Source organism: Methylorubrum suomiense, assembly GCF_022179765.1.
GTDB lineage: Bacteria > Pseudomonadota > Alphaproteobacteria > Rhizobiales > Beijerinckiaceae > Methylobacterium > Methylobacterium suomiense.
Window position 1 is genome coordinate 34185 of record NZ_BPRE01000021.1, and the last position, 16541, is coordinate 50725.

Annotated in this window: 11 protein-coding genes; 5 read left to right on the forward strand and 6 right to left on the reverse strand. The window is 65.1% G+C overall.

Features of this window, described 5'->3' with window-relative positions; all coding sequences use genetic code 11:
• Positions 1 to 36 precede the first annotated feature (36 nt).
• Both MFF26_RS23910 and MFF26_RS23915 read right to left on the reverse strand, forming a co-directional pair.
• Complete coding sequence (locus tag MFF26_RS23910) at positions 37 to 981, reverse strand: FecR family protein (RefSeq protein ID WP_137829825.1); 945 nt, start codon at positions 979 to 981, stop codon at positions 37 to 39.
• Positions 982 to 1053: 72 nt separating this feature from the next.
• Entirely contained in the window at positions 1054 to 1563 is a 510-nt protein-coding gene (locus MFF26_RS23915) for an RNA polymerase sigma factor (protein WP_137829869.1), read from the reverse strand.
• Positions 1564 to 2090: 527 nt separating this feature from the next.
• On the opposite strand from MFF26_RS23915, the gene MFF26_RS23920 reads away from it, so the two are divergent.
• Positions 2091 to 9902: a beta strand repeat-containing protein gene (locus MFF26_RS23920; protein ID WP_137829824.1), complete on the forward strand. Its 7812-nt coding sequence runs from the start codon at positions 2091 to 2093 to the stop codon at positions 9900 to 9902.
• A gap of 255 nt (positions 9903 to 10157) precedes the next feature.
• Here MFF26_RS23920 and MFF26_RS23925 read toward each other — a convergent pair whose 3' ends face one another.
• Together MFF26_RS23925 and MFF26_RS23930 are read right to left on the reverse strand one after the other, a co-directional pair.
• The gene (locus tag MFF26_RS23925; RefSeq protein ID WP_137829823.1) at positions 10158 to 10610 is read right to left on the reverse strand and encodes a cupredoxin domain-containing protein; all 453 of its coding nucleotides are present in this window, start codon (positions 10608 to 10610) and stop codon (positions 10158 to 10160) included.
• A gap of 113 nt (positions 10611 to 10723) precedes the next feature.
• Positions 10724 to 10909: a hypothetical protein gene (locus tag MFF26_RS23930; RefSeq protein ID WP_137829822.1), complete on the reverse strand. Its 186-nt coding sequence runs from the start codon at positions 10907 to 10909 to the stop codon at positions 10724 to 10726.
• A gap of 644 nt (positions 10910 to 11553) precedes the next feature.
• Between MFF26_RS23930 and MFF26_RS23935 the strand changes: the two genes are divergently transcribed.
• From MFF26_RS23935 to MFF26_RS23945, 3 genes are all read left to right on the forward strand, one after another.
• Complete coding sequence (locus MFF26_RS23935; RefSeq protein ID WP_137829821.1) at positions 11554 to 12597, forward strand: Hint domain-containing protein; 1044 nt, start codon at positions 11554 to 11556, stop codon at positions 12595 to 12597.
• 546 nt (positions 12598 to 13143) lie between these two features.
• Positions 13144 to 14190: a Hint domain-containing protein gene (locus tag MFF26_RS23940; RefSeq protein WP_137829820.1), complete on the forward strand. Its 1047-nt coding sequence runs from the start codon at positions 13144 to 13146 to the stop codon at positions 14188 to 14190.
• An 85-nt stretch (positions 14191 to 14275) separates the two neighbouring features.
• Complete coding sequence (locus tag MFF26_RS23945; protein ID WP_238308749.1) at positions 14276 to 15109, forward strand: class I SAM-dependent methyltransferase; 834 nt, start codon at positions 14276 to 14278, stop codon at positions 15107 to 15109.
• Between the two features lie 201 nt (positions 15110 to 15310).
• On the opposite strand, the gene MFF26_RS23950 is transcribed toward MFF26_RS23945, so the two are convergent.
• Positions 15311 to 15502 (reverse strand): hypothetical protein, encoded by a 192-nt coding sequence (locus MFF26_RS23950; RefSeq protein ID WP_137829819.1) that lies wholly within the window; start codon positions 15500 to 15502, stop codon positions 15311 to 15313.
• Between the two features lie 68 nt (positions 15503 to 15570).
• On the reverse strand, positions 15571 to 16083 hold the full coding sequence (locus MFF26_RS23955) for a DUF892 family protein (protein ID WP_137829818.1): 513 nt from the start codon (positions 16081 to 16083) through the stop codon (positions 15571 to 15573).
• A 272-nt stretch (positions 16084 to 16355) separates the two neighbouring features.
• Between MFF26_RS23955 and MFF26_RS23960 the strand changes: the two genes are divergently transcribed.
• A complete protein-coding gene (locus tag MFF26_RS23960) occupies positions 16356 to 16529 on the forward strand; it encodes a hypothetical protein (RefSeq protein WP_171015474.1) in 174 nt (57 codons plus the stop codon).
• Positions 16530 to 16541 lie beyond the last annotated feature (12 nt).

The window sequence follows — 16541 nt, forward strand, 5'->3', positions numbered from 1 at the left end:
GCCGAACGTGGACCCTTGAAAATTTCCGGGCGTCGGTCAGGACGCCGCCGTGATGATGACCAAGAAGGGGGTAACGCGCGTCACCTTCAGGCGCAGGCTGGCGGACAGGACGGCCAACGCGTCGTCGGTATCGCGCAGATTGAGCGTTCCGGTGAAGCGCCGAGTCCCCAGGGCGGCGTCGAGCAACAGGATGCGCCCGCGCCGGTAGCGGTTGAGTTCCGCTAGGATTGCGGTGAGCGGTTTTCCAACGGCGATCAGGCGGCCATTGCGCCACGCGGTGACCTGTTCGACATCGCTGCGCTGAAGGGCGATCCGGTTGTCAGTTCCTTTGCGGGCAGCCTCGCCGGCTGCGATCATCGTATGGTCGGTTCCGATCGCAGCTTCGACACGTCCCTCGGCGACGCCGACGATCTCCGCCGCGCCATCGAGGCGGACGAAGAAGCGTGTTCCCACCGCGCGGACGATCAGACCCGCTCCTCTCACGACGAATGGTCGATCTCGATCTGAAACCACGTCGAACACCGCCTCGCCGCGCAACAGCTCGATGCCCCGCTCGTTCGGCGTGAAGCGCAGGGCGACCGCCGTATCGGTGTTGAGATCCAGTCGGCTGCCGTCCGCCAGGATCGTCGTTTCGAAGCCCCCGACCCCCGTCCAGGCATCGGCGCGCAGGCGATCGAAGAGGCCCAGTTCGTGGGTGATCAATCCGGCCAAGCCCAGGGCCGCCGCGAGGAGGGCGACGCCCTTCGGAGCCCGCCGCGCCTTCGAGCGAGGGGGCGGGGCCAAGCCCATCGTGCGCCGCCATCCCGACAGTTCGGCGTAAGCGTCCGCATGGGCCGGGTCGGCGGATTGCCACACCTCGAACGCCGCTCGGTCCGCCTCCGTCGCGTCCGCCGAGGACAGGCGGGCGACCCAGAGAGCGGCTTCGGCGAAGATCGGATCCTGCCCGGGTTCGTCAGCATCACCTGCTGCGTGCTGATCCATTCCACTCCGCCATCCGTGCGGGATTTCCCCTGTTCTCAAGATCGCCGAAGCCCGGGAAACCGGATGCTTCGCTCAGAAAAAATCGCGGCAGCGCTGATACGTGTCGAGCACGGCCTTCGCGATATGCTTTTCGACCATGCGCTGGCTGATGCCGAGACGGAGAGCGATCGCGCTGTTGGGCAGACCTTCGAACGCGCTGAGGAGGAAGACCTCGCGGCAGCGTGGGGGGAGCCTGTCGATGGATGCCGCCACGAGGCGCAGCTGCTCGCGGGCAATGATCTGCGCCTCGACCCGCGCCTGGCTGTCGGCGATCTGGGTCAGGTCCAGATCGGTCATGGATTGAAACAGCGATGTTTCGAAGCGTCGCCGCTTCGCCAGCGTGGCCGCCACGTTACGGGCGATGTGGAACAGGAAGACGCGCGGGTGCTCGAGATCCGTCGTCGTGATCGCGCGAACGAGACGCAGATAGGTTTCCTGGGCGGCATCGGCGGCATCGGCCGGATTGCCCAATGTCCGACGCAGAAACCGCTGCAGCTTCGCGCCTTCGCTCCGATGCAGGGCATCGATGGAGACCGCTCGCATCACACCGCCCTCCACCTCTCTCGAACGTTGCGGCAGGCCGATCCGCCGTGGGTCGAGGAACGAGAGAAACGACTGATGGGCAAGTTCGGATGTAATCTATACTTATTCTAAAACGGAAAATCAAAGGTCCGGCAAATCGTTGTTTCGGAAGTAGAAAAATCTCCGCTGGATATGATCTCTATTGCGCCACCCATCGCGCCCTGCCGAGAGATTTTCGACATGTTGCGACTGTGCAACGCTCTTCGCCGGGTGGCCTGAATTACGTGCGATATCTCATCAAAGAGAGGCAATGCGGAACGCGATGTGCGTAACGCTTTAGACCTCAGAGGCAGGATGGCACCCAAATTGCCATTATTACCTATATTGATCCGGGATATTATAGAAGATTTGACTTCCTAAAGTAAATCAGTGAAAAATAAGATATAGTCGATGGACTAATCCGTAATACGAATTGCCTCAAAATTGTGCGCCATATAGTTGCCCCCGAGTAAATCGCTGCCAATGCGGGCTCGACAGGGGAAACACCGATGGCCACGACGTCGATCACCGGCACCCAGACCACCGCCGTCACCCTCAAGAACGGCAATGCCGGTACCGATGATGCGCTCGCGGTTGCGGCGGGCGCGACGCTGAAGACCAGCGCGACGGCCGTCCTGATGAATCTCACCGCCGCGCGGGCCGCCGACGGCATCGTCATCACCAATAACGGGCTCATCACCTCGACCGGTGACCGGACCCTCGACACCACCGGCACCGTCGCCGGCTCGAAGATCACGCTCAACAACAACGGTTCGATCACGGCGAGCGGCGCGACCAAGGCCGACGTGTTCCGTGTCGCCGACGACATCGTCAACGGCGCCATCACGGTCAACAATACCGGGACGATCCAGTCGACCGGCACGACCAACGACAGTCAAGCCCTGCGCTTCGGCAAGTCGTATTCGTCGACGATCGAGATCAACAACAGCGCCACCGGCAAGATCCTCACCGCGGGGGCGGATACGATCCGGGCCGGCAACAACGCCACCATCACCAATTACGGAACGATCGCGGCCTCCGCCGCTTCGGCGCCGACGGCGAAGCAACCCATTCACGCCATCGATATCTCGACGGCGCAGTCGGCGACGATCAAGAATTTCGGGACGATCACCGGCGCGCTGAGCGCACTGGGCTCGGATGTGGCGAACAACAGCCCGACGGGGGCCACGACGCCCGCCAACTACACGGTCACCAACGCCGTGGGGGCGACGATCACCGGGCAGAGCGCCGGGGCCATCGTCTCAAGCGGCACGGCGACGGTCACGAATGCCGGCACGATCCAGGGGCTCGGCCTCTCGACACTGAGCGGCGGCGCGACGGTGAGCGCCTATGACGGCGACGGCATCGACACGGTCGGCCTCGCCACGATCACCAATTCCGGCACGATCCGGGGCGTTCAGTCGAAAGGTATTGGAACCTCGGGCCGCAAGAACTTCTCCGAAGGCCTCGATATCGGCGGTGGCAGCGTCGTCAATTCCGGCACCATCGAGGGCGGCGATTTCGGCATCACCGTCAACAACGTCAATAACGGCGACCAGACCCGGAGCGGCGCGGCGGCGCTCACCCTGACCAACCAGGCCGGGGGAAACATCGTCGGCGATAACGGCTACGCGATCCGCTCCGAGAACAAGACCGCGACCGGCAGCCTCAAGGCGGCGCTCACCGATGACACGGTGATCAATTACGGCACGATCACCGGCAATGGCGGCGTCCCGGCCGGCACCGTCTACATGAACGGCACGACGACCACGAAGGACCCGAACACGGTCGGGCCCCTCAACGGCACGACCTACGGCACGGCGGATGCCGGCAATGCCCGCTTCATCCTCGGCGACGGGGCCGCGATCCAGCTCGGCGAAGGCAACGACACCCTGACGAATTACGGCACGATCACCGGCAATTCCGGCCGCGCGATCAGCCTCGAGGGCGGTGACGATACCCTCAACCTGTTCACCGGCCAGGCCATCAGCGGCACCATCGACGGCGGCGTCGGCACCGACACCCTCAATCTCGACGCCGCTTCCGGTCAGGCGAACGGCACCCTGGCCAAGGTCGCGAATTTCGAAGCCCTCACTGTGAGGGGCGGCCAATGGACCCTTCTCGATGCGGAGAGCTACGCCAACGGCATCACCATCGCCTCCGGCGCGACGTTGACGCTCGGCGCCTCCGCCTCGCTCGGCGGTGCGATCGCCGATGCCGGCACGCTCATCGTCCAGACCGGCGGTGCGCTCACCCTGTCCGACGCCATCAGCGGCGCGGGCAGCCTGATTCTGAACGGCTCGGGCACGCTCACGCTCTCGGGTGCCAACAGCTTCACCGGCGGCCTCGCGCTCAATGCCGGCACCCTCGACGTCGCGGCGAGCGGCGCGGCGGGGACCGGCGCGATCACCTTCGGATCCGGCGCACAGGCGCTGGTCATCGAGCAGGCCGCCCTGGCGCAAACCGGCGGCACCTACGATTTCGCCAATCACCTCAAAGGATTCGGTCTCGGTGACACCGTGCGCTTGATCGGTGTCGGCAACGAGACCTCCGTCGCCTATGACGGGTCGAGCGGCACCCTCACCCTGACCGGAGAAGCCGGATCGGAAGCCGTCACGCTCCATGTCGAGGCGTCGCAGCCGCCGGCCGGCTATGCCTACGGCGTGACCGCCGACGGCGCGGGCGGCGCGATCCTGGCGCTCGACAAGATCGCCACCGTGCAGGACGTGACGGCGAACGCGGCCAAGGATGCCGTCAAGGCGGGAGACAGCTTCACCATCGGCCTCGCCTTCGACAAGGCGGTCACGGTGTCGGGAACGGCCCCGGTGCTGCACCTCAGCGACGGCGGCATCGCGACCCTGAGCCAGGATCTCTCGACCGCGACGAAGCTCGTCTTCGTCGCCACCGTCTCGGACGGCGAGAACGCCGCGGGGGTCCGGATCGTCGGGGTGGACAATGCCGGCAGCATCCAGGACGGCGCGCATGTCGCGGTCGATCTCGGCAACGCGCTGAGTCACGCGGCGGTCGGACCGACCATCGATACCAGCGCCCCCGTCCTGTCGATCACGAGCGCGGGCGGGCTCACCAACCAGCCGGAACAGACCGTGGCCGGCACGGGCGAGGCAGGCCTCACGGTCGTCGTCTATGACGGCACGACCGAACTCGGCCGCACCGGCGCCGACAGCACCGGGCATTGGTCGCTCGACGTGACGCTCGCGAGCAATGCCGACCACGTGCTGCATGCCGCCGCGACCGATGCGGCCGGCAATATCGGTCAGAGCGGCTCCGTCACCTACACGCTCGACACGGTGGCCCCGACCGTCACCGTCATGGCCTTCTCGGGCCTTGTGAATGCTGCGAGCCAGACCGTCACCGGCACGGTCGACGTGAACGGCAAGGCCGACAGCATCGGCACCACCGTCACCATCCTCGATGGCACCGACGTGGTGGGAACCGGTATCGTCCAGAGCGATGGAACGTGGTCGGCGGGCATCACCCTCAGCGGCGACCGCTCCCACGCGCTGAAGGCCCTCAACACCGATCTGGCCGGCAACACCGGCTACAGCGCGCCGTTCTCGGTCGCCCTCGACACCGCCGCGCCCGACACGGCGATCGGTGCGCACCCGGCCGCGATCACCAACACGACCGACGCCGTCTTCGGCTTCACCGGGACTGACACCGCCGGCGGCTCTGGCGTCGGTGACTTCCTCGTGAGCCTCGATGGCGGGGCCTTCACCTCGGCGTCGAGCGGCGCCGCCGCCTATCATGGACTGGCCGACGGCCAGCATACGCTGACCGTCAAGGCGGTCGATGCCGCCGGCAACGTCGATGCCAGCCCGGCCAGCTACACCTGGATCGTGGACACCGCGGCGCCCGATACGGCGATCACTGCCGGGCCTGCCGCGGTGACGAGTGGGACGAGCGCCCATCTCACCTATGCCGGGACCGACGAAGCCGGGGGAAGCGGTGTCGCCTCCTACCGCGTCAGCGTCGATGGCGGCGCCTCCACGACCACGACCGCCACGAGCCTCGATCTGACGGGCCTGACGGACGGGAGGCACAGCGTGCAGATCGCTGCGGTCGATGCGGCGGGCAATGTCGACGCGACGCCCGCGAGCGTCGGCTGGACGGTCGACACCGTCGCCCCCGGCGTCGCGATCACGGCCAAGCCCGCCCTTCAGTCCAACGTCGCGGACGCCCATTTCGCCTTCGCGGGCTCCGACGGAGCCGGTTCCGGCGTTGTCTCCTACCTCACCAGCGTCGATGGCGGTGCCTTCACGACGAATACCGCTGGAAGCCTGGACCTGGCGGGTCTCGCGGAGGGACGGCACAGCTTCGCCGTCGAGGCCGTGGACGCGGCGGGCAATGTCACCGTGTCGGCGGCGACCTTCGCCTGGACCGTCGACACCACGCCGGCCGCACTCGCCTTCACCAGCACCGGCGGCACCGTTCATACCGGGCAGCAGGTGATCTCGGGAACGACCGATCTGTCGGAGGCGGGCCGGACCGTCACGATCGCGGAGGGCGGCACGGTGCTCGGCACCGCTACGGTTTCGTCCGAGGGACGCTGGGCGACGAGTGTCCTCCTGAACGGCGCGGGCACGCACAGCCTGACCGCGAGCGAGACCGACGCTGCCGGCAATCTCGCCACCACGGCGACCCCGCTGAGCTACGACCTCGATCCCACCAGCCCGACCTTCCTGAAGGGCAATCTGGTGCTCAGCATCTACGGAAACGGCGACGGCAGCGGCGAGTACGACGACAACGCCGCGACTCCGATCGTGCTGCAGCAGGTCACGACATCGGGCACGTTCGTGAACCAGATCGTGCTGCCGCAGGCGACGATCGGCGCGAACTCCGTCATTTCCGGCGAGTACGGCTCCTCCTCCGAGGGCACGCTGCAACTCACGGGCGACGGTAAGGCGCTCCTGATCGCCGGCTACGGCATCAACGCCTACCAGTACAATGACGGCGGCGCGGCCGTGTACGGCGACGCGGCGCTGGCGCAGACCACCAGCCTCACCAACCAGACCAAGTTCGTGCCCGTGAGCCGCGTCATCGCGCAAATCGGCGCCAATGGTTCAGTCGATTCGAGCACCGTGCTGTTCAACGTCTTCGACGGCAACAACCCGCGCTCCGTCGCCTCACTCGACGGCTCGACCTATTACATTTCCGGCCAGGGCATTGCCGGCGATCTCACGCAGGGCGTGTTCGTGGCCCAGCACGGCGCCACGACCGCCACGTCGATCGATCACTCGACCGACACCCGCACCGCCGTGATCTATGACGGCCAGCTCTACGTGTCCCGCGACAGCAAGCAGCCGAAGACCGGCAGCGTGACGGGCACGGCCAACATCTCGACCTATAACGGTTTGCCGACGGGTGAGACCAAGCCGATCGTCCTCAGCGGCCTCGATCGCTCGGTGACGCTGACGAATTTACAGACCAACACGATCAATCATGCCGGCGAGAAGGTCTATCTCGATCCCGAGAACTTCTTCTTCGCCAACAGCAAGACGCTCTACGTCGCCGATGGCGGCATCGCCAAGATCGGCGGCGTCGGCGATGGCGGCCTGCAGAAGTGGGTGATGAACGACGCGACCGGCAAGTGGGAGCTGCAATACACGCTCTCGACCGGTCTCGGCATCGTCCAGCCGGGAGCCGCCGCCGGCACGACCGGCCTGATCGGTCTGACCGGAAAGGTCGTCGGCGACACGGTGCAGCTCTACGCGACGAACCAGACCGTCGGCGACATCGACCAGAAATATCTGTTCGGCATCACCGATCACCTCAGCGACACGAGCGGCGCGGGCAAGAGCTTCGCCACTCTGGTGACCGCGGCACCCGGGACCAACATCCGCGGCGTGTCGTTCGCCCCCTCGACCGACGCGCCGACGGTCGCCATCGACAACAAGGGCGGGCTGACCAATGCGCCGACCTTCACCCTGAGCGGCACGGTCGATCTCGCCGATGCCGGCACGACGGTGATCGTGAAGGACGGCGCGGCCGTCCTCGGCACCGCCCTGGTCGGGCTCGACGGGAAGTGGTCGACCTCCGTCACCCTGAGCGGCGATGGTCTGCACGGGCTCGTCGCCTCCGATACCGATGGCTACGGGCAGACCGGATCGGCGAGCGTCTCCGTGACCCTGGATACGGTCGCGCCCACCATCGCCGTCACCTCGGCCGGCGGCCTCGTCCGGACGGCCGGTCAGATCCTCAAGGGCACCGGCGAGGTCGGGACGTCGGTGACGATCCGCGAGGGCACGCAGGTGCTCGCGACCGTTCAGGTCGCCTCGGATGGCACCTGGAGCACGAGCGTCGCTCTCGCCGGCGAAGGCCAGCACACGCTGATCGCGACGGATACCGATGCGGCCGGCAATGTCGGCACGGCCGCATCGCTCCTCTACACCCTCGACACCGTGGCACCGAATGCGCCGAGCCTCGTCCTCACCACCCCGGACGGGGGGGCGGGCCTGCCGAACCCGGTCCTGACGGGCACCGCCGAACCCGGTGCGACCGTGTTCCTCTATGACGGCAAAGTCCTTCTCGGGACGGCGAGCGCGGATCCGGCGAGTGGCGCCTTCGCCTTCGCGACCCTCCCGGCGATGGCGGCTGGCACGCACCGGCTGACAGCGCAGGCCCAGGACGCGGCGGGCAATCTCGGTATTGCTTCCGCAGCCCAAATTCTGTCGGTCGCCGGAGACGGTACGGTGACGATCACACAGGTGCGCGCCGACAAGTCGAAGGACGTGTACCTGACGAATGTCACCGGCAAGAGCTACGTCGCCGAACACGACACCATCGACAGTCGTGGCGTCACCACCGACATCGTGCGCACCCACGCCGACAAGTCGCTCGACTACACCTATCACCTCGACACCACGACGGGCATGAAGACGGTCGACACCTACGACGCGGCCGGTCGCCTGAAGACCGATCTCGTCACCCGGGCCGACGGCAGCACCGATCTCAAGACCTATGCGGGCGACGGTCGGACGCTCGTCAGCGAGGTGATCAAGTTCGCCCAGGGCCCCGGTCAGACGGAACTGTCGGACACGTTCCAGTACAGCAACGGGATCCTCGTCAGCGAAACCCAGGTCCATGCCGACAAGTCCCGGGACGTGTACCTGACGAACGTGACCGGCAAGAGCTACGTTGCCGAACACGACACATTCAACGGTCGGGGCGTCAACACCGACATCGTCCGCAGCCATGCCGACGGGTCGCTCGACTACAGCTATCACCTCGACACCACGACAGGCGTGAAGACGGCCGACACCTACGACGCGGCCGGTCGCTTGAAGACCGATCTCGTCACCCGGGCCGATGGCTCCACCGATCTCAAGACCTATGCGGGCGACGGCCGGACGCTCGTCAGCGAGGCGATCAAGTTCGCCCAAGGTCCGGGCCAGACGGAGCTGTCGGACACGTTCCAGTACAGCAACGGGATCCTCGTCAGCGAAACCCAGGTCCATGCCGACAAGTCGAAGGACGTGTATCTGATGAACGTGACCGGCAAGAGCTACGTCGCCGAACACGACACCATCGACAGTCGTGGCGTCACCACCGACATCGTCCGCACTCATGCCGACAAGTCGCTCGACTACACCTATCACCTCGACACCACGACGGGCGTGAAGACGGCCGACACCTACGACGCGGCCGGTCGCTTGAAGACCGATCTCGTCACCCGGGCCGATGGCTCCACCGATCTCAAGACCTATGCGGGCGACGGTCGGACGCTCGTCAGCGAGGCGATCAAGTTCGCCCAGGGCCCCGGTCAGACGGAACTGTCTGACACGTTCCAGTACAGCAACGGGACGCTCGTCAAAGAGACGCAGGTCCATGCCGACAAGTCGAAGGACGTGTTCGACTTCAACGTCACCGGCAAAAATTATGTCGCCGATCACTATTTCTACACAGCGGACGGCAAGCTGGCGACGACCGACCTGACCTATGCCGACGGGTCCCACGCCCAGACGGCGTCCCAGGCGGGCCAGACGCTGGTCTCGCATGCGAACGTCACCGACACGCTCAAGAGCTTCGGCGGCGACACGTTCGTCTTCGGTCAAGGCTTCGGCAAGGATGTTGTCGTCGGTTTCCGGGCAGGATCGTCGGCAGGGCACGATGTCCTCGTGCTCGACACGGCGCAGGCGGCGAGCTTCCAGGATATGCAGGCCAACCACATGATCACGGCGTCCGGTCGTGACACGCTGATCACGCTTTCGAGCACCGACACGATCCTCCTCAAGAATATGGCACCCTCGGCTCTCATTGCCGACGATGTCCAGTTCCAGGATCACGGCCTGTTCCACGCCTGAGCCGTGATCGCGTCGGCTGACGAGAAGGCGCAACGCAGCGCGGCATGTCGGCCTCTACGGCACGACTTGCCGCGCATCCGGTCTCACCCGCCGCCATGGTCCATCGGAAGCAGCAGCTTGCCCGGATTCTTCCTGCTTCCGGAAACACGGCTTTCGCGCGATATGCTCACATCCGGAGCCGGGCGCCATGGCCGGCGATGAGCCGTGGAAGGCCATCTCCAGCCAGGGTCGTAGCGAGATTCGCGCGATGGGAGATCAGCCAGCCGGCGGGACGAGAACGTATTTCCCCACGAAGGGGTCGCTCTGGCTGTTCACACCGGTGCAACCATAGGGCCGCTCACTGGCCGCCATGGTCCGGAATTTGAGCGTCGCCTTCCCGTTCAGCTTGATCGTGTAGCCCTTCTCGCTCGCGGAATGGCCCTGGTCGCCGTCCACATGCTGCACGAGACCGTTCTCGAACTGGCCGTCGATGGTCAAGGTGACGGGCTGGTCGGCATGATTGACGACGCGCAACTCGGCATTCGTGTCGGCCGGCAGGCGCAGTTCGGCCGGTGCGCAGGCGATCTTGCCGTCCTTCTTCTCGATGGTCAGCTCCATGACCGGCTGCCCGCTCGATGCGGGTGGCGGCAAGGGTTTGCCCTGAGCCAAAGCCATGGTGGTCGAGAGGACGAGGCACAACGTGCCCAGCGTCCATTCCGCATGTCGCATGTGATCGGTCTCCTATCGGTCCGTCGGGGAAGACCGAGGCCGGGTCACACGTTCCGGAGCGCGACGCCGTACCACGTCCGCGAAGCGTGAGCGGTGACGCGCGGACAAGCGTGTCAGTCGCCGCCGCGGCGTGAGCCGAGGGCGAGGAAGGCGAGCGATCCACCGGCAATCAGCCCCACGAAAAAACCGGCGCCGAAATCGCTGTCATCCTCGTGCGTGCCGAGCCACAGGCTGCCCGCGACCAGTGATAGGACGAGCGTGACGAGCGCAGGATCGATCAATCGGCGGAGGCGATGCATCGCCCTCCCCTACCACAGGCGAGAGCGGAGGGGTCGTTCACCCATTGATGGCGCCGAGACGGCGCGTACCGAAGGTCGAGGGGGGACGGCGAAGTTGCCATTCCTGGAGGGCTTCATCGACGTCTGTCACCCGGCCCGCCGCGCCACGACGCCCATCAAGGAGGGCCCGAACTTGATCGGTGACCGCTCGGATTGGTCATCCCCCGGTGCGGGGCGATGCGGCATCGCCCAGTTCTTCCGGGCCATGGCGATCGGCGACCGGCCGCATGGATTCACCAACCGATCGGTCCATTGCGTATCGGGCCCGACAACGTAGGCCTTTTTGGTCGTTTGTTTTGCCGATTTTACCCGAGTGATTTTCCTAAATTGCCGAATACTTTGCACTTTGTACCAACAGCTGTTGCTGCCATGCCACTGAATCGTTGAATATGGGCAAAAAATAATACTTCTTGTCGACCGCCAGGCAAAACGGATTGTCATAACCGGGCGCTCCCAGCATGCTCATGCCTCGACCGAAGGCAGTATCGGAAAAGCAGCACGATTGTTGCTAATATTATGTTTCGATTACTGCCAAATGGCTCGCTCAAGCTTAAAATAAACGCTGTGCTATCTGAATTATAGCCAGCTGAGAATGGGAGAAGGCCGTGGCACTACCGATCACCTTCGACAATAAAACTTACGGCGCAGGTTTCCTCGGAATCGATGACGGCGGTGCCTCTGCGACGTTCCAGGTCGATGCTGCGTCCACCTACAGCGTCAGCGTCAACGGAACCGTCAACGCGGTCGGTGATACGGTTACGCTGACCTACGGGGCCGATGCGCCGGACGGTTTTGCTGGACGTTCCATCGATCTCGTTGCGACACAGTACGACAACGCGGACATGGTTCTGTTCACCAGCCGGTCTCTTCCCCCCGGAGAAACCGAGACGGGAAACTATCGGTATCTTCTTTCGAACACGCAGGTTTACGGAAGAAATCCCCCAGCACCCGCGACGCGGACGCGCTTCACGGCCGATGACAACGAACTGGGCAGCTACAACGCGCAGGCCGTGCCCTGCTTCACGACGGGCACTCTGATCCGCACCGCCCGCGGCGACGTCGCGGTCGAGGATCTGATCGTCGGCGATCTGGCCGTGACGGCCTCCGGCACGCTGCGCCCGATCACTTGGATCGGCAATCGCGACCTCGACGGCCATGGCAAAGAGCTGTCTCACAATGAGCAGCCCATCCACATCCGCGCCGACGCCTTCGGCCCCGGCCTGCCTGCCCGCGACCTGCGCCTCTCGCACGGTCATCCGGTGCTCGTCGGTGCTGATGCCGAGGGGAGCGGCGGCGTCTTGGTGCCGATCATGTGCCTGATCAACGGTACTTCCATCACCCGCGAGCCTGCCACGCACGCCACCTACTGGCACATCGAGCTGGACAGCCACGATGTCCTGCTCGCCGAAGGCCTGCCCGCCGAGAGCTTCTACAACATGGGAAGCCGTCCGTGGTTCGCCGGCGCGGACAGCGCATTGCTCGATCCGAACTTCGTTCCGGCAGGTGCCTATGGCCGTTGCCGCCCGGTCGCAGTGGATGGCCCGGAGGTCGAAGCCGAGCGCATGCGCCTTGCCGGCATGTTCGCGATGAGCCTTGCTGAGGATTGCGCTTGGGAGGACGCTGCGCAGTTCGAGTGGCTGGCTGCATAAGGCGAGAGAGGGGCTGGACGGTATCCACGCCCCGACCCCCTGACCATTACAAGGCGCCTTGGCTGAGCCAGGGCGCCTTTTTCTATGCTTTCGGCCAAGCATTTCTCCGCGAAAGACCAAGCCTGATGCGGCCTGTGTCCCATGACTTCGATCGCCGGTGCCGTCCCGACAGGCCCGACTTCCGTCCGGCACTGCATCGGCCTGCCTGCCGCGCTCGCTGCGGCGAGGCCGCTAGGCCGAACCTATAAGGCCGCATCAGATGGCGCGGTTGCGTCGATGGCGATCCATCCCCAGTCGCCGTGGCAATTGAGTTTTCAAGATTTCGTATTTTCTCGCACATTTCGCGTCATGATAGACCACTGTTCGTTGCAAAATGGTCTACATCATAACCTAAATTATAATGATCAGCTATCATAAGGTGCACATCGTGCTCGTTGCCCGATTGCAACATGCCTCGATATTGGCGAATAGCTGATTGAAATCGGCTTGCGAAACAATTTTTATGCATACGCAAATAACCGATCGAAACGGATCGAGGGGAGCATCATGACGTACGCACAGTTTCCGGCCGGATACAGCTACGAGCTGCAGAATTCTGGACAATTTCCGACCGGTTCTGAGGTACGCTCCGGAAATACGGAGACGTTCACCGTTCAGACTTCAGGTACGCAGTTGGCAAGCGCTCTCAACGTACCTCCCGACTCGCGGGTCTTCGTCACGTCTCCGGATCCGGCTGTCGATAACAGGCCCGGTGCCGTCATCATCTCCAGTGGTTTCGGCCCCGCATTGACGGGGGTCCAGACCGGCTACCAGACGACCGATGCCATCACGATCGCTCTCGATTCCGGTCAGTCCCTATCCGGCAACCTCGTGATTGCGACGAGTGTCGTAGCACCGGGCCAGCAATTCACGTTGCCGAACAACACGCCTCAGACCTTCTCCAACCTGGAGCAGGCGCCTTGCTTCGTCACCGGCACCTTGATCCGCACCGCGCGCGGCGACGTCGCGGTCGAGGATCTGCGCATCGGCGATCTGGCCGAGACGGCCTCCGGCGCATTGCGGCCGATCACCTGGATCGGCAACCGCGATCTGGAGGCTCAGGGCACGGCGTTGCCGCACAATCAGCAGCCCGTCCACATCCGCGCCGGCGCCTTCGGCCCCGGCCTGCCTGCCCGCGACCTGCGCCTCTCGCACGGACATCCGGTGCTCGTTGGCGCCGATGCCGACGGGAATGGCGGCGTCCTGGTGCCGATCATGTGCCTGATCAACGGTACTTCCATCACCCGCGAGCCTGCCACGCGCGTGACCTACTGGCACGTCGAGCTGGATCGCCACGACGTTCTGCTCGCCGAAGGCCTGCCCGCCGAGAGCTTCTACGACATGGGAAGCCGCGCGTGGTTCGCCGGTGCGGACAGCGCCTTGCTCGATCCGGACTTCGTTCCGGCGGGTGAGTACGGCCGCTGCCGCCCTGTGGCGGTGGATGGCCCGGTGGTCGAGGCGGAGCGGGCGCGCCTCGCGGGCCTCTTCGCCGTGAGCCTCGAAGCGAGTTGCGCCTGGGAGGACGCCTCCGGTTTCGAGTGGCTTGCCGCGTGAGCTCGACCCTTCTACAGCCCGGGCCATGAGGCCCGGTCTGCTCACTCTCGACGCCTTCCTGAATCGCCGGGCTGCGGACCGGCGATTGGCGCGGCTGACCCACGATATGCCTCTGCCGGAAGCGCGGGGGCTGGAACTTGGTCCGGGGAATAATCCGGTCCCGCTGCCCGAGGGCGTGAGCGTCACCTACATCGACCACGCTCTCGATGCGGGCGCCGGCCTGCTCGATGCGATGCCCATCGATCAAGCCTGGGCCGGCTCCGGATCGCTGGCCGCCTTGCTCGGAACGGAACCGAACGACTTCGCCATCGCCGCGCAAGTGGCGCAGTACGTGCCGAATCTTCTCGGCTGGCTGCGCGGCATCCATGAGGTGCTGCGCCCCGGCGGCGTGCTCAACCTTTCGCTGCCCGACAAGCGGTTCATGTTCGACGCGACGCGCCCGGCCAGCACGCTGGCGGAACTCGTCGAAGCGGATCTGCTGAATCTCGAGCGGCCAAGTCCGCGCCAGATCTTCGCCCATGCAAGCGAGGTCCGCGCGATCGCGCCAGCGGATATCTGGGACGGCGCGGATCCTGCGGGCGCGACACGGTTATCCGGTGATGATGCGATGGGGCATGCCTACCGGGAAGCGTCCGCAGCACTCGCCGCTGGCCGCTACGTGTCTTGCCACTGCTGGGTTTTCACACCGGAAAGCTTCCTCGGTTTGGTGGCGGGGGCCACGCAACTCGGATTGTTTCCGTTCGTGCTGAACCGGATCGGGGCCACCGTCGTCGGCGGCTTCGAGTTCTACGTCTCCATGCGGCGCGACGCCGAGGCTGATCCCGAGGCTCTGCGCCGGTTGCAGGATGGAGCAATCGATTACCTCTCCCGAGGCCTGGTACAGCAGCATCGCAGTGCCGCGCTGCTGGCCGGCCGATAAGGCCGTATCCACCGTGGTTGTACGCCGTCGCCGCCTCGGTTTTCGAGTGGGCTACGCGCTCTTGCCGGGATCGCTGTCGCTGTTTCGAGGCTCATCCTCACGGCGTCGACCTCGGTGATCGAATGTCGCCTCAGGCGATCTGGCGGCGATCGATCGCGTCTGTGCCGGCACGATCCGTTACGGAAATGGGCCCTCGCGCGGTCAACCGCTCTGCGCGGCCCCGAAGGCCTTCAGGGCTGCGTCGCCGGCCGCGCCTGCATCCTCGGGTGAGGTATACGATTCCGGGGAGACGCGCACCGAAACGCCGTCGCTGTCCGTCAGGTGCCAGCGGTAGCGCTCCGAACTGTCCGGACAGGTCTCGACGGTGACGGCGACGGGGGTAGGATCGTCCATGGGGTCGGGCCTCGGCTGGCAACTTCGGAAACGGGAGCGACCCGTGGCGGGCCGCTCCGAACGGGTTGTCAGCTATCCGCCTTCGCGCCGCTCAGCGTCAGGTCGAGATACGTCTTGGTGACCGGTTCGATCAGCGCGGCGATCTCCTCGGCGGCCTTCGTTTCCTCGTCGATCGCGGCCCGGAAGAAGGGAACCTGATCGGACTTGCCGGCCCGCTCGGCGATCACCGACAGCGAGCGGTAGGCCGCGATCTGATCGTATTGGTAGGCGTAGCCCGCGTAGAGGTTCTTCAAGGTCTCGTCCTGCGCCGTGGCATGGACGGCCGCGCCGATGGTACCGGCCACGCTCGTGACGGCTTCCTTCAGCGACGACCGGCTTTCCCCGATCGCCTCCAGAGCGGTGTCGAGGCGGTCGAGCTGTGCTTTCGTCGTCTCGACATGGCGCCGGAGGACGGCCGCGTAGTCTGGGTAACGCTCAAGACCGGAGAGCTGACGTTCCATCTGTTCCAAGCCCTGCTTCTCGAGGGCGCGCGTATTACGGAGGGATCCTGCATAAATCTTGCTGATGTCGTGCGTAGCCATGCCGTCATTGCTCCGGATAGTCTTCTAGTCCGGCAGCTAACCCAGGTAAGAGACGGCTGTTTCCGGTCGACCCCTGCGACGGAAGCGCCCCGTCAAGCCTGTCCTATGACACTTGCGGCATCTGTTTACGGGCTTGCCTTCGGTCCACGAAGGCGTTGGCGCATCCGCTTCGGGCCTTGGCGACGTCTCCATGCGTCAAGTGGCGCGGCAACCCGCACGTGTCGGCCCCGTTTCCGACCCGCATGGCTCCAACATCGCCGGAGAGACGCCTCATGTCCGACACCGGTCACTGCCGCTCTTCCCCGGCGCGGAAGTCGGAAGGGGTTCACGCAGCCGGCACGTCGTCGGCCACCGCCGGCAAGGCCGAGCGCTGGGCTCCCGCCGAGACTGCAATCATGACCCAGAAGCAGCACGGTCGCGGACTGCGCGAGGCGGCGGAAGCATGAGCCAGATCGGTC